The 22932-nt window shown below is 53.7% G+C and carries 18 protein-coding genes and 4 tRNA genes; 7 read left to right on the top strand and 15 right to left on the bottom strand.

Translation table 11 applies throughout. From position 1 onward, the window contains the following. Nucleotides 1–20 precede the first annotated feature (20 nt). The 5 genes from ACOYXE_RS12590 to ACOYXE_RS12610 all read left to right on the top strand — a co-directional run bounded on the left by ACOYXE_RS12590 (nt 21) and on the right by ACOYXE_RS12610 (nt 4498). Entirely contained in the window at nt 21–611 is a 591-nt protein-coding gene (locus tag ACOYXE_RS12590) for a hypothetical protein (protein WP_460929483.1), read from the top strand. A 1003-nt stretch (nt 612–1614) separates the two neighbouring features. Next, complete coding sequence (locus ACOYXE_RS12595; RefSeq protein WP_460929484.1) at nt 1615–1824, top strand: hypothetical protein; 210 nt, start codon at nt 1615–1617, stop codon at nt 1822–1824. 136 nt (nt 1825–1960) lie between these two features. Then, the gene (locus ACOYXE_RS12600) at nt 1961–2500 is read left to right on the top strand and encodes a recombinase family protein (protein ID WP_460929486.1); all 540 of its coding nucleotides are present in this window, start codon (nt 1961–1963) and stop codon (nt 2498–2500) included. Nucleotides 2501–3054: 554 nt separating this feature from the next. Beyond that, complete coding sequence (locus ACOYXE_RS12605) at nt 3055–3291, top strand: hypothetical protein (protein ID WP_460929488.1); 237 nt, start codon at nt 3055–3057, stop codon at nt 3289–3291. Between the two features lie 100 nt (nt 3292–3391). Beyond that, nucleotides 3392–4498, top strand: coding sequence for an SEC-C domain-containing protein (locus ACOYXE_RS12610; RefSeq protein WP_460929490.1), 1107 nt, complete (start codon nt 3392–3394; stop codon nt 4496–4498). Between the two features lie 257 nt (nt 4499–4755). Here ACOYXE_RS12610 and ACOYXE_RS12615 read toward each other — a convergent pair whose 3' ends face one another. The 3 genes from ACOYXE_RS12615 to ACOYXE_RS12625 form a co-directional block, all read right to left on the bottom strand. Beyond that, entirely contained in the window at nt 4756–6939 is a 2184-nt protein-coding gene (locus tag ACOYXE_RS12615) for a hypothetical protein (RefSeq protein WP_460929492.1), read from the bottom strand. Between the two features lie 238 nt (nt 6940–7177). Then, the gene (locus ACOYXE_RS12620; protein WP_460929494.1) at nt 7178–7777 is read right to left on the bottom strand and encodes a hypothetical protein; all 600 of its coding nucleotides are present in this window, start codon (nt 7775–7777) and stop codon (nt 7178–7180) included. Nucleotides 7778–7825: 48 nt separating this feature from the next. Next, nucleotides 7826–8083, bottom strand: coding sequence for a hypothetical protein (locus ACOYXE_RS12625; protein ID WP_460929496.1), 258 nt, complete (start codon nt 8081–8083; stop codon nt 7826–7828). 1426 nt (nt 8084–9509) lie between these two features. On the opposite strand from ACOYXE_RS12625, the gene ACOYXE_RS12630 reads away from it, so the two are divergent. Further along, entirely contained in the window at nt 9510–10220 is a 711-nt protein-coding gene (locus ACOYXE_RS12630; protein WP_460929498.1) for a hypothetical protein, read from the top strand. Nucleotides 10221–10453: 233 nt separating this feature from the next. Here ACOYXE_RS12630 and ACOYXE_RS12635 read toward each other — a convergent pair. Continuing rightward, nucleotides 10454–10530: transfer RNA gene (locus ACOYXE_RS12635), tRNA-Val, on the bottom strand. A 183-nt stretch (nt 10531–10713) separates the two neighbouring features. Here ACOYXE_RS12635 and ACOYXE_RS12640 point away from each other — a divergent pair. Next, nucleotides 10714–11997, top strand: coding sequence for an NAD(P)/FAD-dependent oxidoreductase (locus ACOYXE_RS12640; protein ID WP_405121972.1), 1284 nt, complete (start codon nt 10714–10716; stop codon nt 11995–11997). A 43-nt stretch (nt 11998–12040) separates the two neighbouring features. Here ACOYXE_RS12640 and ACOYXE_RS12645 read toward each other — a convergent pair whose 3' ends face one another. From ACOYXE_RS12645 to ACOYXE_RS12695, 11 genes are all read right to left on the bottom strand, one after another. Next, on the bottom strand, nt 12041–13012 hold the full coding sequence (locus ACOYXE_RS12645) for an XdhC family protein (RefSeq protein WP_460929500.1): 972 nt from the start codon (nt 13010–13012) through the stop codon (nt 12041–12043). 1 nt (nt 13013) lies between these two features. Continuing rightward, nucleotides 13014–14249: a c-type cytochrome gene (locus ACOYXE_RS12650; protein WP_160057156.1), complete on the bottom strand. Its 1236-nt coding sequence runs from the start codon at nt 14247–14249 to the stop codon at nt 13014–13016. A gap of 2 nt (nt 14250–14251) precedes the next feature. Beyond that, a complete protein-coding gene (locus ACOYXE_RS12655; protein ID WP_160057155.1) occupies nt 14252–14791 on the bottom strand; it encodes a (2Fe-2S)-binding protein in 540 nt (179 codons plus the stop codon). Continuing rightward, the gene (locus ACOYXE_RS12660; RefSeq protein ID WP_460929503.1) at nt 14784–17615 is read right to left on the bottom strand and encodes a xanthine dehydrogenase family protein molybdopterin-binding subunit; all 2832 of its coding nucleotides are present in this window, start codon (nt 17613–17615) and stop codon (nt 14784–14786) included. Before ACOYXE_RS12660 ends, ACOYXE_RS12655 begins: the two co-directional genes overlap by 8 nt. A 500-nt stretch (nt 17616–18115) precedes the next feature. Next, nucleotides 18116–18192, bottom strand: a tRNA-Asp gene (locus ACOYXE_RS12665). A gap of 93 nt (nt 18193–18285) precedes the next feature. Beyond that, nucleotides 18286–18362, bottom strand: a tRNA-Asp gene (locus tag ACOYXE_RS12670). Nucleotides 18363–18418: 56 nt separating this feature from the next. Next, nucleotides 18419–18494, bottom strand: a tRNA-Val gene (locus tag ACOYXE_RS12675). A gap of 215 nt (nt 18495–18709) precedes the next feature. Then, nucleotides 18710–19486, bottom strand: coding sequence for an SDR family oxidoreductase (locus ACOYXE_RS12680; protein ID WP_008083223.1), 777 nt, complete (start codon nt 19484–19486; stop codon nt 18710–18712). Further along, nucleotides 19483–20694 (bottom strand): O-succinylhomoserine sulfhydrylase, encoded by a 1212-nt coding sequence (locus ACOYXE_RS12685; RefSeq protein WP_460929505.1) that lies wholly within the window; start codon nt 20692–20694, stop codon nt 19483–19485. Before ACOYXE_RS12685 ends, ACOYXE_RS12680 begins: the two co-directional genes overlap by 4 nt. Before the next feature lie 73 nt (nt 20695–20767). Beyond that, nucleotides 20768–22273 carry an amidophosphoribosyltransferase gene (purF, locus tag ACOYXE_RS12690; RefSeq protein WP_007913462.1) on the bottom strand — a complete coding sequence of 502 codons (1506 nt, stop codon included), beginning with the start codon at nt 22271–22273 and terminating at the stop codon, nt 20768–20770. Between the two features lie 41 nt (nt 22274–22314). Continuing rightward, complete coding sequence (locus ACOYXE_RS12695; protein WP_007913461.1) at nt 22315–22875, bottom strand: CvpA family protein; 561 nt, start codon at nt 22873–22875, stop codon at nt 22315–22317. Nucleotides 22876–22932: the final 57 nt, after the last annotated feature.

Here is a 22932-nt window from a genome sequence, read left to right on the forward strand (position 1 = left end):
CATTATCAAGGAGAAAACCTATGCAACAACAAGCTACAGCCCATTCATTGGCGAACGCGCTCAATACGCCCTTAGTAGCAGCGAACGACTCCTGCATAAGCCACGATCAAACACTCAAGCGAAAGCGCGGTCGTCCACGTATCGTGACAGTTAATCCAGTGTCTGTGATTCTCCCTTCTCTGTTGGCAGAGAAAAAAAGACCAGAGTGGCTTGATGATATTCTGTTTGGTAGCACCCTCACCGCAGTAGGACAATCTCGGAATGTTTCTAATGTTTCGATGAAGGACGTGCGTGCTGCTCTCTGGCTGCCCACTTTTGAAACAGAACCGCTACAAAAACTCGGATATGAAAAACGTCAATCTGAAAGAATTATTAAGGCTGCCCGCTTCGTAGCGCACGGAATAATCAAATACCTCGAGCGTAGCCAGCCCAAAACTCTCGAGCGTCTCAGTGCTGATGCCGAGGTTGAGGTTAGTCAGTCTTATTACATCACGAGACTTGAGACATATCGCCCTCTCAAACAAGTACCCGATGAGATACTTGAGCTTTATCGACAGGGCGACTACTACAGCTATGGAAAAGCCTTACGCGATTTCCGACGAGCGGATTAACGTCGGAAAGAAAGAGAGCAAAGCGAACGATGCTTTTTTTTAGGGTGAACACCCTGCGTACGTGACCAGTAAGCCAGGCTTGGTCACGATTGATCATTTTTTAATTAACGACGGAAAGAGAGAGAAAGCGAAAGCGAACGACTGGGCCGTTAAAGCGTAAGCTTTGAATAGGTTAATGAGAATAGTATAATCTTCTGTGTGGGACACACGCTAATGTGTATTAGTAAAATCAAGAAAGAGGAGAGGCTAGACCTCTCAAACCAAAAAGCATTTTCTCTTTAGAGCGAACATTCTGTCGCATACGACAGGAAGTGCATATTCTGTATTCACAGAAGAAAGTTCAAAAGCGAGAGGGGTTTATCACCCTTTCCTCTCTAAGAGCACTTCACTCCGTTCAGCTTGCTATCATGTCTATGTATTAGAGTTGATAAACTCTAGAAGTTATTTCTGATTGACAATCAGAACATGTCAGCAATCTGCTGTGTGAAAACACACAGAAACAAGTTTGAACAATCATCAGGGAAACAGGATTATTATCAGAGCCAAAATCAGGTGTGACAGAGAGTCAGAACAGTCTGATGTGTATGCGGTAATGTCCCACAACCCTGATTATACCTGGCCTTCAACCATTCTCGGTTAAGCACGTTTCACTTTCTCCCTAGATTCCCTCACAGATGAAAGCAATCTGATTGAATCTAAGACAAAACCACGTCGAAGTCGGTGATGAACGTGGTATAGACTTTTGGCGGAAACCTTATCCATGATGGCATCCAAACCAGACAGTGGTAGCGGCTTTCACACGGTTGACCTAGAGCGAACGCACCATACCAACTGGCTTGGTTATCAGATGCTGAATGAAGCTCATCACAGACATGCTGTGACCTCCGCTACACGGTGTTGCCATCAACCATGACTGGTATATCAATTTCACCTCAGATGCCACTATACGCCGTACCCATGTGCTGAACTACGATCTCTACATCACCTATCAAGGACGAAAGCCATGCCAGACAACAACATCACCACAGCTGATGTACTGACCCTGTTGCTGCACAACCAACATGGGATCGCTGCTGCGCTAGAAGAGCTTGCAAGCTGGGCAACACGCCAAGGAGGCGCATACGTGGCTGAAAACGTGTTGGGCTCGCTTCAGGTGTTGGACACCAACGCCCAAGCAATCAGCGACGGCATCAATCGAATACGGCAAGCATGATTGTCGTGTTCAATTGGGTTTAGTCCATGACCACTAGTCGGTGAATACAAAAAACGCGTATTCATAGGGTTGTTTTCAGTTTGATACAGGCACACAATGAAAACCTCTAGACCCTATGACTACAGAGGTACACCAAATGGTTGACGTTGCGTACATTCGAGTTTCATCTGCTGACCAGAATACCGACCGTCAACTTGATGGCCTGACCTTCGCCAAGACATTCACAGACAAAGTGAGTGGTGCAACAACAGACCGTCCCCAGCTACAACAGATGATTGAGTTTGTGCGTGAAGGTGACGTTATCCACGTGCACTCTATTGACCGTCTCGCTCGCAGCCTCCCAGACCTCCTGAGCCTTGTCAAAGACATCAATGCCAAAGGTGTGTCAGTCAAGTTTCACAAGGAGTCTCTTGAGTTCACTGGTGAAACGAATGCCAGTCAGAACCTAATGTTACAGGTGATGGGTGCTGTAGCTGAGTTTGAACGCTCCATGATAAAAGAGCGTCAACGTGAAGGCATCGCTAAAGCAAAGGCCAAAGGGGTTTACAAGGGACGCACCAAGGCGGTATCCAATGATGATATCCGTGCTTGCATTGCTAGTGGTAAGAGCTACAGAGTCACTGCTGAATCCCTTGGTGTATCACTGTCGTCTGTTCAACGTGCCATGAAGGAATAGCACTTGGTAATAAGTTCTCACCAATGGCAGTTAAACGTGTGATGGAGCGATTCAACCTTACTTTTTCTGTAGTGCTCACAGAGCAACGATAAACGGCAAGGCAGTGCGCCGTGTAATCACATCGCATTAAAACAGCCTGTACGCGATCCTGCGCAGCCTCAGACCGCATAAAGACCATCATCCTACGGATTCTGATAAAGATTGGGCACTCAGCGGCCCACATTGTCATGCCGGTTGGAAACGTCAGACCGATATCCAAACATTCACTACCGGATTTCATCAGCGTGGACTTCTGATTTCAACTTGAAGTCGAGATTCCAAAATAGGGAGGATTAGAGTTTTGGGTAAAAGTAAGAGTGTTGTAAAATTCTCTCGCTTGCTCACACCTTCAGTTTAACCGTTGTGCAGGATGACAGACCTTTGGTGTGAGCAAGCTCCTTTCAGGGAGCAGATTTATCCGTGGTGCATTGCTTGAGGTAGTCAGCTATCATCCGCCGTGTCGAACGCTCACGCCCAGTATCGTTGGGTATCACGACTCCATCAACGAGTGAAGAATGAAAACTATCTCAATATTATTCAACATTGCTTCATTGCTAACCCTTGGCTATCTGATGGTTGATAAAGGAATGCCGAGGAATGATGAGTGGGGAATCATCATTGCTTTTGCTGGTGCAAGTGTCAGCTCATTGATTTATATATTTACTCATACCGGTAACAGCACTTCGTATTTGGGTCTTTGGCTTCAACGTAAGAAGCTTGAAGAGCAGAAGAAAATAGACCTGTTGAAGTGAGAGCAATAAATTCACAGCAGCACAATACCCATTAGACTGAGAATCAGATTCCGAAATACAAGGGTTTGGTATTTCTCAATAGAAAGGAGTCTGCGTAAAAATGAATTTAGGACGCAACGATCCATGCTGGTGCGGATCAAAACTTAAGTTTAAGAAATGCCATCTTGATCGTGAGAAGCAGCCCGCCGCTAGTCTTGCTGACGCTTACAAAACCTTGAAAAAGTTCAACGTGTCGAAAACGTGCAGCGTGCCGCCAACTTTACGTTCAGAATGCACCAACAAAATAATAAACGCACATACAGTATCCAAAAGCTCCTCACTCAAAGAGATATCAGTTGATGGTCATGTTTTATCATTTTATTCTAACGCGCAGAAAAACATAAAAGCAGGAAAGCTTAGTCCTACAAAAATAGGAATCAATAAAGCTTCGACCTTTACTGGCTTTTGCTCTCACCACGACAAAACATTGTTTTCCCCCATTGAAGACAGTGCTTTTGGCATTAACTCTGAACACTGTTTTCTTGTGGCTTATCGTGCAGTTTCGAGTGAGGTATATGTTAAAAGTGCCGCCTCGAAGGTTTTCCATGATGTTAAAGGCTTTGATAAAGGGCTCCCACTAAATCAGCAAATAGACTTCCAGCAGTTTGCGGGAAGCGCCTACAACGGAAATGACCTGACAAAAAACGACCTTGCGTATATAAAAGGCAAGCTAGACATGATGTTTACAGAAGAGAAAGCCTCTCAACTAAAACATGTGGTATTCGAACTGGAACGACCACCAGCCATAATGGGAAGCGCTATTGTAGCTCCAAAATTTGGCTTTGATGGAAAGTCGATACAGCGCTTCTCTCAAAATGTTAAGGATATTCCAGACTATATAGTCATCAATTCTTTTTCGAATACAGAGAAAGGCTATATAGTTATTTCGTGGCTACAAGAGCACGCCACTACCGCACATAAACTTATAAAACAATTTGCAGAAAAAAACCTTACATCAGACCACCTCGCGATTTTTATGATCAGCTTGATCGAAAATATATATATGCATCCCGCTTGGTGGGAAAGTTTGGAAAGCAAGCTGCAAAAGTATGTTTGTGATGTGTTTTCTGAGGGGATTACTAGCGAACATACCGGTCGCTCATTAGCCAACGTACCCACCCTAAATATTGCCAGAATCACGCATGTGGATAAATCGTTGATGCTCTGACCTGATTATCCACCTAACCTCGTGGACATCTCGTTTAACACGAGCACCTGGAATCGCTGCTGGAGCTGAGGCTTGTGGCTCTATGGTACGCACGACATCACCACGCGGTTGAACACCGATTGCCAACTCAGATTCTGGGGAAGTGACGTCGTTATCCAACATAATGATTTCTAATTAACTTATCTAAGGTGTACCTTTAGCTCCATTAATCTGACCTAAAATATTGATAAAACACCTGTTCACGAAGCCGGGTAAATCTACCTAACATCTCCGGAAAATAAATTTCCAGCGTAGTACAACGCATCGTAAGGGGCCGAGCTCTTATTCAACTTGGCAAACGCGAAACCTTCAACGGCCTTACACTCCCCGCCAATGGAAGCAAGCGTGTTTAAGGCCATTTGTTGCCGGAGTGGATAGGCAATATCCCGATCCATATAAATACCGCATATTGTAAAGTCACCTAGCAACCCACGTATTGTCGAGAATACGACAGGCGTATCGCACTCGTTAGGCTTACCTATGAAGCGTCGTTTTATCTCACGTTCAAAAGTCAACTGCTCTTCGTACGGCATATCCAATATCAAGAGCCCTACCTCTAATAAAGCCGAGGACTTTCTTGTTCGCATCAAAGACAGAAGCGACTCGAAATATGATGAATTTCGCAACGCGCTATCCTTGGGGATTTTCAACTTACCATCTTGCCGCTTATATTCAGATAGCTGGTAGGACTCACCGAGAATCATCATAAAATCTTCGGATGCAAGTAGCCCGGCAAAGCCTGTTCGTAGGTAAATGGAAAACACATCCATTTCGTCCCCGAAAATTTGATTTCTATTGCAAACTGCGAAGCGGCGAGTCAAATAGTGCAACCGATGCAATTCATCCCTCAGCACTTCAAGAAGATTCGCCAGCTCGGAAAGTATAATGCATGGTGCTGGCTGCATATCCTCATCAATGATGTTTAGATCACGTAACATTCTTGGCGAGTTCATTAGCGGACCAACTTGCTCCAGTGAAACGCTAAACCGTGAAACCGTACGTATTTCATTTGGATCAAGAACTAATTGCACGACCCCTTTGCCATCCACAATATTCACGGACTGCTTAGCGTATTTAAGATGATCGGATAAAGCAGCGCCCTGCTGAGTCGACTTCCCCCATGTTTTTTTAAGAAACTGCTGTGCGGCACCAGCCGCGCCCGACCTCATACGATCAGTTATAAGTGCACCTTTTGCTTCAAATATCAACAAATGTCGTGAGACCAAAACTACAAGATCGGACTCAATTCGTTCTTCTTTGTTTCTAAACCAATACCCGGAGGATACGTGTTTGGCTGAGGGAAAAGCCTCATTAAGAATTCGTGCCGTTTCTCGCTCGGCGAAAAAACCTCGGATTTTTTCCATTTTAGTTTTCGCATCTGGATTGTTGTCCAGAATCGTCAACAATGAAGAAAATGGAAGACTCATCAAGGTCAAAAGGCAGTAGATTGAATAACCGTCGTCAGACTTGATAAAGGGACGATCAGCTATAGGGTTGAACCTACATAACCCGTTAAACCCCTCAAGTCCTTCTAGCCTAGACAGGCTCAGCTTGTCCAAGATAGCTATTGATAAATCGCAATCGAAATTTGAATTCTTAATCCAATCATGATCAAGCTTAAACATATTCTTTACTGCATGATCCTCAACAAGATTTCTAAGGTGGTTTCTAAGCGAAGTATTACTGACCGACTTCCAATCACTTATCGGCTCTTCGCATTCGATTAGCTGGGTATATCGTGAAATCTCACTTATTAGTCGCTTTCGACTATAGCCAAACATCTCAATCCAAAGACCGTAGAAGGATTGAAATCTTTCCCATATAGTTTTTCTAATGAAAACAAGTAGTTTGCCAGCAGTCGCAAAATGCCCAGTTCTCAAATAGCGACTATCATACTCGGAAGTGATTTCAACAAGCATCCTGTCAAAAAAATCGTCACCGTATGGGTTTCGATAATACGCAATATGGCTATCTGCAAGCACCTCAATAGGGGATTGATCTTTTCTCTTATTATTGTGCGACGCAGCATAGTTCTGCTTCATTAACTCCAACCAAAACTCGCTTATTTCATTACGAGGAAGCGGTTTCTTAGAAAGAACTCCTTCATAGCCAAGCAGTAGTGCCTGCAAGACCTCAAGATCAGCATGTTCAGGATAGCTGGACTTATGCCCGTCCTTTATGACAGCCTTTATAAAGGTATAGAGCGCAGTAAGACCTAGCGCATCGTGCAGCTCATAGCTTTTTATTTTTTCGAGAAACTCATTTGTTGTAGCTATTATTTCCGAATGCCTACCCTCCTTGAGAACTTCTTTTTGCCAGTCTGCAATCATATGCTCAGGAATGGAATCGGTGGTGAGGAATGTCAAATTTCCTGGCATGTGAAAAGCAATTTTTTCAGGCATCCCTCACCTCTGTTTATGTGATGAAATTTGATTTTCACTAACGCTAACACCAAACACAACAGAGGCGCGATCAGGATCGGAATTTTTCGCACTTAACATGCTTGCAACGCGCGTGCTCATTTGGTCGAGCGGTGTAGCTATCCCTATAGAGTTTCCCAGCATCATCAGCACGCGGTTGAACACCGATTGCCAACTTGGTTTTTGGCGGGGTTGCGAGAATAGTTTCTTCCCCAAACGATCAGTCCCCCCCCGAAACAGGGGCTTTTTCCATCAGAGTAATGCTGTATTCGCCATGAGTAAGCGTTTCATGCAGGTCGATTTCTGCCGTCGCAAGCCATTCATTCCAAATTTTATCGATGTCGTCGGAACATTGCCGCATGAAGTCAGTGGTAAGAAAAGCTTCCCACGCGCCTTTAAGATCAAAGTCGTCGTAGTCGGCGCCCGGCTGGAAATCTACCGCTTCATTTACCTCAACCTTGCTTGGCTTACCGTGTGCAATGATGTTGCGGAAGTCCTGCAATTGCTTGACGGAAGAGTACGGGCGTACCGAGTAGTTGGGCGCAAGATTCAGTGCCTTTTGTATATTTTTCAACTTCTCGGGGAAGCGATCTCTTTCAATCCAACCATCCACCTTTTTCTCACCAATGAAGTTGAGCCGCGATTCAAATGTGAATGCCAGCATCACGAGACAAGCAGTGATGTCTAACGCTATACCTTCGCGATTCCCGGCCCTTTCCATTTCCTCGATTCGTTTCTTGAGGTGGTTAGCTGTGTTGGAAATGTCGTTGTGAATGTGAATGTTTTTCTTGGCAGTCTTCTGCACCAGACGCTTTGTCATGTCGCCTCCTCTGCGGTAGTTCTTAGCTTCTGTGGAAAGCGATCTTGGTTATTCGTCCTCATCATCCTCATCATCAGACACAGAGGCAGCGTTCTCTTCGACGTAGGACTCACACCCTTGGTTGAATGAGGGTGATGGCGTGCTGCATGACGATTCGTCGTCAACATCGTTTTGCTCAGCCCAGTCATACCCGGCCTGATGACCCGAGCAGTCGCCAAGGCATGTATTGCCGTCGAACGTAGCAGAGGTGACTGGTGCGCTGCCCAGCACGGATGCCATTAGCGCTGTTGCAAATAACATCTTCATGATGGTGAACCTCCTTGTGCGTCACCCGATCCTACTCCTTCGGCGTGTCCTGTCGTCACCTAGAACACGTCTTGACTGGCTCGAGTCGTCAGAGATGCGATTGCAGTACAGTGCAAAACCGTGCTGATGCGCTCACCAAGGGTCGTGCTGTCGCAGGCATCACAGTCGCCAATGACCGCGCTTGAAGAGCGTCAACCCCCATTAGGCAGCCTTACAACCCCACCTGCTCGCCTGTGTCTACAACAAAGTGAATACGCTCCAGTCAGTAGCCTATTGCCTTAACACCAAAGGCTTGCGTACCTCTCGTGGCAGTTAGTTCACACCAACGGCAATACGTCGTCTGATGCTCGCTTTCAACGACTCGTTCTGAGGCTGTAGGAGCTTCCAGCGACCTAGGTTTATTTCAAGATTCCGCAGCTTTTTATTTGAGCCCGTCGCTTCTTGCTTAACACCTAGCTCGCCGTGACGGCTTCCAGATTATATTTCTCAGAACGCCCCCCTCTTCCTGAAAGTGCTCATCAAAAATTTGGGCAATTTGGGATTTGTGTAAAAACAATCTTTCGACATTGCCTACTCTTTGGCGAGGGCGACAGCCCACGGATACCCCAAGGAGAGAAACTGATGGTGCGGCCCATTCTGATAAGCGCAATGTTTTCATTCTCGGTCGCCTCTCAAGCAGCGGACCCACCTGAGACATTTGGCCCTCCTGTTGTCGTGTACGGGCTGGGAACTACGAACACTTGCGGGGCTTTCATACGCTCGCTGAATACACCGGAGTACACCCGCTACTTCGACTACACCGCTGGCTACATCACAGGGCAGAACGTGGCACTACCCAATGGAGGTAATGTGCTGGGCACTGCCAACCTGAACGACGCAATGCTAGTGGTAGAAAAGTTCTGCCGAGATAACCCTCTGAAGGCATTCATAAGCGGGCTTACTACGCTGGTCTACGGAGCCGCCAAGGGAAGTTAGGCTCAGAAGACGCCTCGACCCACTCAACACAATACATGGAGTAACCAATGAAAAACTTGATCGCAGGGTTCGCACTGCTCCTGGGACTGACTTGCACGACAGTGAATGCTGACAGCCTGATTCAGAATGCAGGAATGAAACCACCCGTGAGCAATGACGCACGCGCCACCTCATCACGATTCGCCATTGCACTGAAGGCTATGGCTGTGCGGATACCCGGCTAGATCGCATGTGCAACAATCCAAGAGCGTGCGATTCAGCCAGAAGAGACGCTATCGTGTACTTCCTGATGGCAGATGTTGAGAAGGGAATTGAAGGCCACACCGTTTCTTACAGTTGCTCATAAGTGAATCACTAGCCAAGCCCCCAAACCTGCACTGGTAATACTTCCTATGACTGTGGCTATATAGCATCACTTTCAACAACGAACAGCAGAAAAGCAAGGAAGAGTATGCGGATACCACAGGAAATTTTGGATAAGGTGATGGATGATCCGCTAGCCGGAACCATCGAAGCATTAACTTTTGTACTTTCGTTCGACGAAGGCGAATGGGAGGACCGCGACGAGGAGATAATGCTTGAGGCTTATGCCCTTGTATCCAGCTTGTCAGAGACAGGACGCATAAGCGTCAACGCACTCCCCCCCACCATAAACTCAGTTCTGAAAACAACGTGCTCCCAACTACAAAGATTCCTTGTTGAAGTGAAGCATCAGGTTGAGGCTAAGCTACGGATTGACACGAACCAGCGAAAGCTCGACCAGATGAAAAACCATTTCTCCGTCACCCTCAATAACGCGTTCGGCTATGAGTTTACTGATGGCGACCTTAAGCGAATTCAACAACTGCTGAATGAGTTAAGAGAATTGGTTTCCGCGAACACGGAACTGGATGCAGATCATAAGCAGCGACTTCTGAAGCGACTGGAAGAAATGCAGAGGGAGATGCACAAAAAGGTTTCCGACCTCAGCAGATTTTACGCTTTGGTAGGTGACGCCGGAGTGATGCTCGGGAAGCTGGGAACAAACGCCAAACCGCTTGTTGATCGAATGAAAGAGCTTGCTGGAATTGCATGGACTGCTCAAGCTCGGGCAGAGGAACTGCCAAGTGGCAGCGATCATCCAATGCTAGGAAATGATTCAGAGCCAGCCGCAATCGAGTGATACGCACTCGCCAAATAAGCTATACAGCTTTGTTTACCACCCTTCTCAGCAGTAGCCGCAGGCATAAGCGCCATTGCTTGCGGCACGCCAAAAACCCACGGAAATCAGCGTTCACATTGCCCAGTGTGAACGAACCCGATATTTTGTGAACGTTCTGAAGAAACCCCAGACAACAAAAAAGGGCCCACCTTTCGGTGAGCCCTTCCAGACCGCCCAGCAGAGCGGATTTTGTTTGGTAGGCGCGATTGGACTCGAACCAACGACCCCCACCATGTCAAGGTGGTGCTCTAACCAACTGAGCTACGTGCCTGCTGTGAGGCGGCATTCTACGGAATTCCGGAGGGGTGTCAACACCTTTTTTTCACCTAACCCTATGAATATGCAAAATATTTAATTTCGGGTCGTTGGCGAAGATTTTCCGGTGGCTAGCGGAGGTTTTTCAACTCGGGTAGGATCGACGCACTCGTAAAATATATTAAACAGAGGCTGCAGGATGGCGAACACCCTTTACCCAGAGTCCTATTACGCTGCGTCGGCCAATGCCGTACCGCCCCGCCCTGCCTTGCAGGATGATGTGGAGACGGACGTCTGTGTGATCGGCGCCGGGTATACCGGATTGTCGTCTGCCCTGTTTCTGCTGGAAAACGGTTTTCGCGTCACCGTGCTGGAAGCGGCCAAGGTCGGTTTCGGCGCTTCCGGGCGTAATGGCGGGCAGATCGTCAACAGTTATAGCCGTGACATCGATGTGATCGAACGCAGTGTCGGCCCGAAGCAGGCGCAACTACTCGGACATATGGCGTTCGAGGGCGGCCGGATCATTCGCGAGCGTGTGGCCAAGTACAACATCCAGTGCGACCTGAAGGACGGCGGCGTGTTCGCCGCGCTGACGGCCAAGCAGATGGGCCACCTGGAATCGCAGAAGCGCCTCTGGGAGCGCTTCGGCCATACACAACTGGAATTGCTCGATCAACGCCGCATCCGCGAAGTGGTTGCCTGCGATCAGTACGTCGGCGGCATGCTTGATATGAGCGGCGGGCACATCCATCCACTGAACCTCGCGCTTGGCGAAGCGGCGGCGATTGAATCCCTCGGCGGCACTATCTATGAACAATCGCCTGCCGTGCGCATCGAGCGCGGCGCCAACCCGGTGGTGCATACACCGCAAGGCAAAGTCAGGGCGAAATTCATCATCGTCGCGGGCAACGCCTACCTCGGCAATCTGGTGCCGGAACTGGCGGCCAAATCGATGCCATGCGGCACGCAAGTGATCACCACCGAACCGCTAGGTGATGAACTGGCGAAAGCGCTGCTGCCGCAGGATTACTGTGTCGAGGACTGTAACTACCTGCTCGACTACTACCGACTGACCGGCGACAAGCGCCTGATCTTCGGCGGCGGCGTGGTGTATGGCGCGCGTGATCCGGCGAACATCGAAGCGATCATTCGCCCGAAGATGCTCAAGGCTTTCCCGCAACTCAAGGATGTGAAGATTGATTACGCTTGGACAGGAAATTTTCTGCTGACCCTGTCGCGTTTGCCGCAAGTCGGCCGTTTGGGCGACAACATCTATTACTCGCAGGGTTGCAGCGGCCATGGTGTGACTTACACGCATCTGGCAGGCAAGGTGCTGGCTGAGGCGCTGCGCGGTCAGGCTGAGCGCTTCGATGCGTTTGCCGACTTGCCACACTACCCGTTCCCCGGCGGGCAACTGTTGCGCACGCCGTTTGCCGCACTGGGTGCGTGGTATTACGGGCTACGCGATAAATTCGGGATGTAAAAAAAGGGCCGCTGGTCGCGGCCCTTTTTATTAAATACAGCACTCAGAGCTGATCCCGAGCAATCCCGCTGCGGATGCGCAGGATATCGGCCAGCACCGCCAAAGCAATTTCCGCCGGGGTCTTGCTGCCGAGGTTCAGACCGATCGGCGCATGAATCCGCGCCAGCTCAGCCTCGCCCAAGCCACCAATACGACGCAACCGCTCGAAGCGCTTCTGCGACGTCTGCTGCGACCCCATCACGCCGATGTAGAACGCTTCGGTGCGCACTGCTTCCATCATCGCCAGGTCGTCGATGCGCGGATCATGCGTCAGCGCCACCACCGCCGTATCACGATGACAGCCACCATCAGCAATAAACACCGACGGCAATTGCCGACGAATTTCCACGCCATCCAGCACCACGCCTTCAAGCACCTCGTCACGCGGATCGCAGAGAATCACATCAAAACCCAATCCAACGGCAAACTCGGCACACGCCTGCGCCACGCTGGAGTAGCCGGCGAGCAACAGACGCTGTGCCGCGCCGACACGGATGCGCACCCGATCAATCTCACGCTCGATCCGCGCACCCTGCTCGCGATCAGCGAACAAACTGCGCGCACCGCTGACCAGATCGACCTCGCGAATCAAGCGACGCTGACCGAGCAGCGCCGATTCCAATTCACGCAGATGCGCCTGCACCTCGCAGTCAGCGTCAAATTTCTCAACCAGCACGTCGAGAATGCCGCCACAAGGCAGGCTGACTCGCGAACGCGGATCGTCGCCTTCCCCGTAACGCACGACGTTGACCGCATCGAGAAACGCACCTTCGGCGACGCGCTCCAGGAAATCTTCCTCGACGCAACCGCCGGACAGCGAGCCGATCCACTGTCCGCCATCGTTCACCGCCAGCAGCGAACCCGGCGCACGCGGTGCCGAACCGTAAGTGGTGAGCACGGTGCAGAGCCAGATGCGCTGCCCCGCCACCGACCACTCCAGCGCTCGCCGCACCACTTGTAGATCGAGATGCTGCATGTCAGTGCGCCTTGTGCTCGATGGACGGTGCGTCGGCTTGCAGCTTCTGCACCTCACTCACCGCCAACTCAGCGGACTGACCACCCCAACCTTGACGCAGATAGTTGAGCAGATCCGTCAGCTGTTCAGGACTGAGCTTGTCGGCGAAACCCGGCATCGGTTGCATATGCTCGAAGCCGGAGAACTTCTGTTCGCCAATACCATCTTCGATCACCCGCAACAGGTTACGTGGGTCTTCCAGGCGCAGCGTAGTGTTGCCGCGCATGGCCACCGCGATGTGCGGCTTGCCTTCGCCACCAACCGCATGGCAACCGGCGCAAACGTTGAGGTATTCCTGACGACCGCGCTGGGCACTGGCGCTGAGCTTCTCGACTGGCACTTCAACCAGCGTTTTGGCTGCAGGAGGTTGGTCGCCGAGCAGGAACGTCGCCATCGCTGCCAGATCCGCATCGCTCAGGCCCTGGGTGCTGTTGTGGAACACCGGGAACATCTCATTGAACATCGTCCCCTGCGCACTCATGCCGTGCTTGAGGAACGTGCTCAGATCCTGCTCATTCCAGCCGCGCGCAGCCAGATCAGTGGCCAGCAGACTCGGCGCCAGATAACCATTGAGGATGCCGCCGGTCAGGCGTTTATCCAACTGCATCGCGCCCGGCAGGCCGCGTGGCGTGTGGCATTCGCCGCAGTGGCCGAGCACCTCGACCATGTACTGGCCGCGCGTCCAGGCCTCACTTTTACCTTCGGCTGGCTCCAGTTTCAGGGCTTTGCCGTACATCATGTTCCAGCCCATCAGGCCCAGACGCACGTTGAACGGAAAGCTCAGGCTGGTAACCGGCGCTGCGCGCTCGATTGGCTCGATGGTTTTCAGGTACGCATGAATCGCATCCGAATCTGCACGCGGCATCAAGTGATACGAGGTGTACGGCATCGCCGGATACAGGTTCGCGCCATCGCGGCGTTTGCCTTCGGTCAGCGCAGCGAAGAACTCGTCATCGTTGTACAGACCGATGCCGTGCTCCTTGCTCGGGGTGATGTTGGTGCCATAGATCGTTCCGAATGGCGAGACGATCGGCAGGCCGCCGGCAAACGGCGCGCCACCCGCTGCGGTGTGGCAAGCCATGCAGTCAGCGGCGCGAGCGAGGTATTCGCCGCGTTTGACCTGATCATCGGCGTGGGCAAACAACACCGGCGCGGCGAGGCCGACCGCCAGGGTCAGGCGGGTCAGAAAAAGCTTCATGCTTAACCCTCCTTGACCAGGCCGAGATCGGTCAGCACGTTGCGGGTCGCGTTGTAATAACGCACGTACCCGGTGCAACGGCAGACGTGATGCCCGAGGCTGTCCTCGATGACTTGTTCGAGCTTGCTTTGCACGGTCGGCTGACGCTGCAGCTTTTCAACCAGCACGGTCGCAGCGTTGACGAAGCCCGGCGCGCAGTAACTGCACTGGAAGGCGAACTCATCAACGAAGCGCTGCTGGATCGGGTTCAGTTCGGTGACCTGGCCCGCCTCATCACGCTTGGCGTGAGCTTCGATGGTGCGGACTTTCTTGCCTTCGAAGTAATGCGCGCCGGTGATGCAGGTGCGCACTTCTTCGCTGGTGCCGTCCGGGTTGTCGACGATCACCACACAGGCGTGGCAGATGCCCTGGCCGCAGCCCAGACGCGAGCCGGTGAGGTTTTTGTATTCGTGCAGGTAGTCGATCATCGGCAGGTCATCAGGGATGTCCACCGGGCCGACGGATTGACCATTGAGGGTCAGTTGAAGCGGACGGTTAGCCATTGAGGGCCTCCTTGATGCGCGCAGCAGTGATTGGCAGATCGCGAACACGTTTACCGATGGCGTGGGCCACGGCGTTACCGATGGCACCGACAATCGGGATCATCACCACTTCGGCGATGCCTTTGGACGGATCACTTAGCGACAGCGCCGGCAGAATCTCCGACGTCTGTTTCCACACGGCAACGTGACGTGCCATCGGCAGACGGTAACGGTTGAAGTTCCAGTCACCCTCTCCCGGTCCACCTTCGTACAGAGGCATCTCTTCCATCAAGGCGTGGCCGATGCCCATGGCAATACCGCCTTCGAGCTGGCCCTTGACCAATTCTTCCACCAACACACGACCGCACTCGACCCACGAATGGTGGTTGAGCACTTCGACTTCAGCAGAACCCTTGTTGACCTTCAGCTCGACCAGCGTGGCGACCGGGCTGTAGTAAGTCACGGCAGCGTTGTTCAGCTGAACAACCGGATAATTGATGTTCTGGCGGTCCAACAGATGGAAACCAGACGTGGTCATCAACGCTTTCTTCGCCTTCGGCGCACCATCGCCATACTTCACTGCCAGACCATCCAGCGGCAGACGCTCGCGCACGCCGTCGATGCTGTATTCAGCTTCTGCCCAGCTCCAGCGGTTGAATGCGTGAACGGTGGCGCCGGTCACCAGACCACGCTCGTGAGCGTGTTTGGCCAGCTCTTCGAAGCTCAACGGCTGCATGCCGTTGGCCGTGAGTTTGCCGTTGACCCAATGCGCATCTTCGCGACGCACGACGTAGGGGTTGGCTTGACCGCCGTAAGGACCCTGACGCCAGATCTCCATTGCCGCCGGCCACAAACCGTTGTTGAACAGCACGCGCGCTGCTTCACGGGTAGCGTGACTGAAGTAGTAAGCCGAGTTGGTCGCCGACGAGGCCGAAGCCAGTTTGCCGACCCAACGCGGGTTGCGCAGCAGGTTGTCCTGCTCGGCCTGACTCATGATGTAAGGATTGCCGCTGGTGATCAGCTGCATTTCCTTCCACTCGGTTTCGCCGGTTTTCACTTCGTGCGCCGGGCTGCCGAGGAAGTCGGCCACGACCAAGGCTTGCGAGGTGGACATGCCGGTGCCGATCTCAATGCCGATATGGCGCAGAGTAATGCGACCGTCAGCGGTGAATTCGATGCTGGCCATCGGCGCTTCGGAACCGGTGCCGAAGTCTTTCTGGCAAATGGCAAAACCAACGCCGTACCAGTTGTCCGGGTCGGCAGCTTCGCGCTGTTTCTTGATCGCGTCGCGGTTTTTCCAGACCTCGTGCACCGAGGCCTTGTCGAGAATTTCATGCAGGCGCAAAGCACCGGCGGGGATCGCGCCCTGGGTGTTTTTCATGCCCGAACGCAGGGCGTTCTTGCGACGCAGGTCGATGGCATCGACACCGAGGCGATTGGCGATTTCGTCGACCATCATTTCGGTCGCCGCCATGCTCTGCAGGGTGCCGTAACCACGCATCGAACCGGCCTCGACACCACGCGAGTGGTAGGCGGTGACCTGCAGGTCATTCTGCGGCATGTAGTAGATCGACTGCGCCGCCGTGGCACCAACCGCCGCTACCGATGGGCTGTAGTTGACCCGGCCGCCACCGTCGACGCTCATGTCAGCGCGGAAAATCTTGAAGCTGTAGTCGTTCTTGTCCACGGCCAATTGGTAGCGGATGTCGAACGGGTGGCGCTTGATGCCACTCTGGAATTGCTCGTAGCGGTCGTTGGCCAGACGCACTGGCACGCCAGCGCCGTACAGTGCAGCAAGGGCTGCGTAGTAGACGAAAATGTTGTGGTCTTTGGAACCGTAACCCACGGTGTAACCCGGGTGCATGCTCAGGTTGTCGAGGCCGAAGCGCGACGGCGCGATCATTTTCGCGGTCTCGGTCGCAGCTTCCAATGGGCACTGGGTGGCCACGACGAAGTGCAGGGTTTTGGTTTTCGGGTCGTACCAGCCATTGCCGTTGTCCGGCTCCATCGCGGCCGGTTCGATCGACGGGGTTTTGTAGCGCTCGTCGAACACCAGCCAGTTGTCCGGCGGGGTGTCGATCTCTTTCTTCATGCGGTCGGCGTAGAACAGGCCGCGCTCGGTCAGGCTGCCATGCAGATTGGGCTGAGAATTCCACACTGGACGACGGTTTTTCAGCATCGGGAACAGGATCGAATCCTTGAGGCTGGCAAATTCATCTTCGTCTGCCGAGGTCGCGCCGCCCACACGTACGTAGCGGAAGCTGCCATACGGATCGCCTTCGTAGAACGGCACTTTCGCACCGTAACGAATCGCTTTGTCATTGAATTTGAGTTTGTTCTTGGCCTGACGGAAACGCTCGAAATCGTTCCAGATCAGGATCGCTACCGGGTGACCGATGAACATCGGCACCTTGCCTTCCGGCAGCAACGGATCCGGGGCGTGCTCTTCCGGGAAGACGATGCCGTCCTTGTCCAGGTCAGCCGCGGTGACGATGCGGTCCGGCTGCAAATCGGCGCCGAGCCACGATAGGTCGTAACCGGCGTAGATGCGGTCAGCCTTGATGGTTTTCAGCAGCATGGCGTGGCCTTGCTGTTCAGGCCAGCCCGGCATGTCCTTGGAGCGGATGTCGCGGGCGAAGACCTTGCTGCCGCAGACTTTGGACAGTGCATCGTTACGCTGACGCGCCTTGCCGTTATTGCCGAGCCATTTTTCGGACGGCACGGTGACAGTGTTTTCCATCAAGGCAGCCAGCGCCTGGGTGCTGAGCGGCGTGAGCGTGACGCTCACACCCGCCACCAGCCCGCCCTGGAGGAACGAGCGCCGGGATATATCACGGTTGGACATGGATCATCCTCTGGGCGGTTATGTGTCCGCCCTTCTGGTTATCTACTGGGGAATCTCGAGTCTTGCAGAAGCCCTTTCTGGCGAAACAAAGGGCGTGTTGACAGTGCAAAGCTGACCGAAAGGTTAACTTTAAAGGTTTCTGCGCTCGCAGCAAACAACCAGTTACAAAAATTTGACTAAAGAATCAAAAAATCAATGCGACGTGGCACCGCAGCAGATTACCGAACCAATAGATATCCCCCCCTGTGGGAGCGAGCCTGCTCGCGAAGGCGTAGTGTCAGCCAGCACATTATTAGCTGACACACCGCTTTCGCGAGCAGGCTCACTCCTACAGGGATTTGTATTGGATTCAGGATTTAGGCAGGAGAAAAAGAGGTGGATAGCCAAATTTCAGACACAAAAAACCCCAGTCTTTCGACCAGGGTCTTTGCTATCGATTCCGAATCAACCAAGGGTTGCTTTCGGTGCTTCAAGGCGTTCAGTGGTCCTTGAAGCAGATATGGCGCAGCGGACGGGACTCGAACCCGCGACCCCCGGCGTGACAGGCCGGTATTCTAACCGACTGAACTACCGCTGCGTATCGCTTTGAGCTTACGCTCAAGTAACTCGTTTTGACTGCAAGCTTCGGTGCTTTGCAATCGCGAACCAGACAAGCCTGATTCGTAAAATATGGCGCAGCGGACGGGACTCGAACCCGCGACCCCCGGCGTGACAGGCCGGTATTCTAACCGACTGAACTACCGCTGCGCGTCGGTGCAGGCACTTTCAGCCTACGCTCTTGCTTACGCAAGTTTCTCGGGGAGTGGTGGGTGATGACGGGATCGAACCGCCGACATTCTGCTTGTAAGGCAGACGCTCTCCCAGCTGAGCTAATCACCCGTTTGCATCTCCGAGGCCGCGAAATTTACGCAGGTAGCGAACCTAAGTCAATAGCAGGATTGAAGTTTTTCTTAAAAAGACGAATTTTTTCCATCCTGCAAGACCGCCTTCGCGAGCAAGCTCGCCCCCACAGGGGGTATGCATTCCAAATGTGGGAGCGAGCCTGCTCGCGAAGGCGTCAGTTCATCCAACGCAAATTCAGAGAAAAAGGCGATCTACTCGCTATAGATCATCTTTTTCGTCATACCGCCATCGACGACGAATTCCTGCCCAGTGACAAACCCGGCATTCCTCGACAGCAACCAGGCGACCATGGCCGCCACATCTTCAACCGTCCCTACCCTGCCCGCCGGATGCTGAGCATGATCGGCATCGGCCAAAGGCTCGGCCCGACGCGCAGAGGGATCCCGCGCATCGATCCAGCCCGGGCTGACTGCGTTGACGCGAATCTCCGGCCCGAGGCTGATGGCCAGCGCATGCGTCAGCGCCAACAAGCCGCCCTTACTCGCCGCATACGCCTCGGAGTCCGCCTCCGACTGCCGCGCACGGGTCGAGGCCAGGTTGACGATCGAACCGTTGTGCGCGCGCAGATACGGCGCACAGTGCTTAGCCAGTAACATCGGCCCGCTGAGATTCACCGCCAACACACGATTCCAGTACGCCAGATCGAGGCTTTCCAGGGTGATGTTGTGCGGATCGGCGACCGCCGCGTTGCACACCAGCGCATCGAGGCGACCAAACTGCCCCAGCACTTCGGCAACGCCGAGCGCGACCTGGCCCTCATCGGCGACGTCCATGGCGATGAACCAGGCGTTTTCGCCCAGCACCTTCGCCACTTTCGAACCGCGCGCACGATCCAGATCAGTCAGCACCACTTGCCAGCCTTCGCTGATCAGCCATGCCGCGATCCCCAGACCGATACCGCGCGCGGCTCCCGTGACCAGCGCAACGCGGCCATGGGTACCCGCTGTCGGCGTAGACAACTCGATCACAACGCTGCCAGACCGCGCGCCAGATCGGCCTGCAGGTCCGCCACATCTTCCAGACCGACCGCAATGCGGATCAGGCTGTCACGGATGCCTGCCGCTTCACGCTCCTGCGGCGCCAGACGGCCGTGGGAGGTGGTGCTCGGGTGCGTGATGGTGGTTTTGCTGTCACCGAGGTTGGCAGTGATCGAAATCAACCGGGTGGCATCGATAAAGCGCCACGCGCCCTCTTTGCCGTCCTTGACCTCGAAACTCACTACCGCACCGAAGCCCTTCTGCTGACGCTGGGCCAGTTCGTGCTGCGGATGGCTCTTGAGACCGGCGTAATGCACCTTCTCGATGCCGTCCTGCTGCTCCAGCCATTCGGCCAGCTCCTGGGCGTTGGCGCAGTGGGCCTTCATCCGCAGGTTCAGGGTTTCCAGACCTTTGAGGAAGATCCACGCATTGAACGGGCTCAAGGTCGGCCCGGCGGTGCGCAGGAAGCCGACGATCTCTTTCATCTGCTCACTGCGACCGGCAACCACGCCGCCCATGCAACGGCCCTGACCGTCGATAAACTTGGTCGCCGAGTGCACAACGATATCTGCGCCCATTTTCAGCGGCTGCTGCAACGCTGGCGTGCAGAAGCAGTTATCGACCACCAGCATCGCGCCTTTGGCGTGAGCGATTTCCGCCAGTGCGGCAATGTCGACCAGTTCAGCCAGAGGGTTGGATGGCGATTCGACGAAAAGCAGCTTGGTATTCGACTTGATCGCCGAATCCCATGCCGACAGATCAGCCAACGGAACGTAATCGACTTCAACGCCAAAACGCTTGAAGTACTTCTCGAACAGGCTGATGGTCGAACCGAATACGCTGCGCGAAACCAGTACGTGATCACCGGCACTGCACAGGCTCATCACCACTGCCATGATCGCGGCCATGCCGGTTGCGGTGGCAACGGCCTGCTCGGCGCTTTCCAGCGCGGCAATGCGCTCTTCGAACGCGCGCACGGTCGGGTTGGTGTAACGCGAGTAAACGTTGCCCGGCACTTCGCCGGCAAACCGCGCGGCTGCGTCGGCAGCGGTGCGGAACACGTAGCTGGAGGTGAAGAACATCGGATCACCGTGCTCGCCTTCCGGCGTACGGTGCTGACCGGCACGTACGGCCAGGGTGTCGAACGCTACGCCTTCGAGGTCGCTATCCAGTCGACCGGCATCCCATTCCTGACTCATGCTGTCACTCCTTGCCCTGTTCGCGAAAATTGAAAGTCAGATACAAAACCGGCCCCTCAGGGCCGGTGATAACTCAGTTGTTGTACAGATCGATGATCGCACTGACCGCTTGGGTCTTGATCTTCGAGGAGTCGTTACGCGCCTGCTCGATCTTGTTCAGGTACGCCTCGTCGACGTCGCCGGTGACGTACTTGCCGTCGAACACCGCGCAATCGAAGTTCTCGATCTTGATCTTGCCGCCACCGACCGCCTCGATCAAGTCAGGCAGGTCCTGATAGATCAGCCAATCAGCGCCGATCAGATCCGCCACGTCCTGAGTCGAACGATTGTGCGCGATCAGTTCGTGGGCGCTTGGCATGTCGATGCCATACACGTTCGGGAAGCGTACCGCTGGGGCTGCCGAGCAGAAGTAGACGTTTTTCGCGCCGGCTTCGCGGGCCATCTGGATGATCTGCTTGCAGGTGGTACCGCGCACGATCGAGTCATCGACCAGCATCACGTTCTTGCCGCGGAATTCCAGCTCGATAGCGTTGAGTTTCTGGCGAACCGACTTCTTGCGAGCCGCCTGGCCCGGCATGATGAAGGTACGACCGATGTAACGGTTCTTGACGAAACCTTCGCGGAATTTCACGCCCAAGTGGTTGGCCAGCTCCAGTGCCGCAGTGCGGCTGGTGTCCGGAATCGGGATAACCACGTCGATGTCGTGCTCTGGACGCTCGCGCAGGATCTTCTCGGCGAGCTTCTCGCCCATGCGCAGACGGGCCTTATAGACCGACACGCCGTCGATGATCGAATCCGGACGCGCCAGGTAGACGTGCTCGAAGATGCACGGTGTCAGGGACGGGTTGGTCGCGCACTGACGGGTGTGCAGCTTGCCGTCTTCAGTGATATAGACCGCTTCGCCCGGGGCCAGGTCGCGAATCAGGGTAAAACCGAGCACGTCCAGCGAAACGCTTTCCGAGGCGATCATGTACTCGACGCCTTCGTCGGTATGACGCTGGCCAAACACGATTGGGCGGATGCCGTGCGGGTCACGGAAACCGACGATGCCGTAACCGGTCACCATCGCCACAACGGCGTAACCACCAACACAACGGTTGTGCACGTCGGTCACGGCGGCAAACACGTCTTCTTCAGTCGGTTGCAGCTTGCCGCGCTGGGCCAGTTCGTGAGCGAACACGTTAAGCAGCACTTCCGAGTCGGAACTGGTGTTGACGTGACGCAGATCGGATTCGTAGATCTCTTTGGCCAACTGTTCAACGTTGGTCAGGTTACCGTTGTGCGCCAGCGTAATGCCGTAAGGCGAGTTGACGTAAAACGGTTGGGCTTCGGCCGAAGTCGAGCTGCCCGCGGTCGGGTAACGAACGTGGCCGATACCCATGTGGCCGACCAGACGCTGCATGTGACGCTGCTGAAACACGTCACGCACCAGGCCATTGTCCTTGCGCAGGAACAACCGGCCATCATGGCTGGTCACGATACCGGCAGCGTCCTGGCCGCGGTGCTGGAGCACGGTTAGCGCGTCATACAGCGCCTGATTGACGTTCGACTTACCGACGATACCGACGATGCCACACATGCGACGCAACCCCTACTTAATGGATCTGAACTGAACAACACTCACTGGGGCGTTTTCGCCGACGGCAAGAGTTGCTCCTTGAACGGAATATCAGCGGGTACGCTGATTCCGCTGGCAAGCCACTGACTGCTCCACCCGAGAATCAGGTTTTTGGACCAATCAGCGACCAATAGAAATTTTGGTACGAGCTGTGATTCTTTCCACCACCCGTCCTGCTGTACCGGCCCCAGACTCAACAGCCCGACCGCCACGACCACCAGCAACACGCCACGCGCTGCGCCGAAGGCCATGCCGAGGAATCGATCGGTCCCGGACAACCCGGTGACGCGAACCAACTCGCCGATAAGATAATTGATCATTGCGCCCACGATCAGCGTGGCGACAAACATGATGGCACAGCCCGCGATCACGCGAGCCGATGGGGTTTCGATGTATCCGGCGAGGTACTCGGACAATGAGCCACCGAACATCCAGGCGACGACTCCTGCGATGATCCAGGTCACCAGCGATAATGCTTCCTTGACGAAGCCGCGGCTCAAACTGATCAAAGCGGAGATGGCGATGATTGCAACGATCGCCCAGTCAACCCAGGTAAATGGCACAGTGCAGCCTACAGACGGATAAGGCGGCGCATTTTAGCAGAGCGCATGCCTCTCGGT

It is taken from the genome of Pseudomonas sp. MC6, from assembly GCF_054790575.1.

Bases quoted from the DNA above. Each gene is read 5' to 3' on its own strand.
- ACOYXE_RS12645 (WP_460929500.1), bottom strand. From the start codon at position 13,012: ATGCAGCATCTCGATCTACAAGTGGTGCGGCGAGCGCTGGAGTGGTCG.
- purF (WP_007913462.1), bottom strand. From the start codon at position 22,273: ATGTGTGGCATCGTCGGTATCGTCGGTAAGTCGAACGTCAATCAGGCG.
- ACOYXE_RS12660 (WP_460929503.1), bottom strand. From the start codon at position 17,615: ATGTCCAACCGTGATATATCCCGGCGCTCGTTCCTCCAGGGCGGGCTG.
- ACOYXE_RS12640 (WP_405121972.1), top strand. From the start codon at position 10,714: ATGGCGAACACCCTTTACCCAGAGTCCTATTACGCTGCGTCGGCCAAT.
- ACOYXE_RS12655 (WP_160057155.1), bottom strand. From the start codon at position 14,791: ATGGCTAACCGTCCGCTTCAACTGACCCTCAATGGTCAATCCGTCGGC.
- ACOYXE_RS12615 (WP_460929492.1), bottom strand. From the start codon at position 6,939: ATGCCTGAAAAAATTGCTTTTCACATGCCAGGAAATTTGACATTCCTC.
- ACOYXE_RS12630 (WP_460929498.1), top strand. From the start codon at position 9,510: ATGCGGATACCACAGGAAATTTTGGATAAGGTGATGGATGATCCGCTA.
- ACOYXE_RS12610 (WP_460929490.1), top strand. From the start codon at position 3,392: ATGAATTTAGGACGCAACGATCCATGCTGGTGCGGATCAAAACTTAAG.
- ACOYXE_RS12595 (WP_460929484.1), top strand. From the start codon at position 1,615: ATGCCAGACAACAACATCACCACAGCTGATGTACTGACCCTGTTGCTG.
- ACOYXE_RS12590 (WP_460929483.1), top strand. From the start codon at position 21: ATGCAACAACAAGCTACAGCCCATTCATTGGCGAACGCGCTCAATACG.
- ACOYXE_RS12600 (WP_460929486.1), top strand. From the start codon at position 1,961: ATGGTTGACGTTGCGTACATTCGAGTTTCATCTGCTGACCAGAATACC.
- ACOYXE_RS12650 (WP_160057156.1), bottom strand. From the start codon at position 14,249: ATGAAGCTTTTTCTGACCCGCCTGACCCTGGCGGTCGGCCTCGCCGCG.
- ACOYXE_RS12620 (WP_460929494.1), bottom strand. From the start codon at position 7,777: ATGACAAAGCGTCTGGTGCAGAAGACTGCCAAGAAAAACATTCACATT.
- ACOYXE_RS12685 (WP_460929505.1), bottom strand. From the start codon at position 20,694: ATGAGTCAGGAATGGGATGCCGGTCGACTGGATAGCGACCTCGAAGGC.
- ACOYXE_RS12625 (WP_460929496.1), bottom strand. From the start codon at position 8,083: ATGAAGATGTTATTTGCAACAGCGCTAATGGCATCCGTGCTGGGCAGC.
- ACOYXE_RS12605 (WP_460929488.1), top strand. From the start codon at position 3,055: ATGAAAACTATCTCAATATTATTCAACATTGCTTCATTGCTAACCCTT.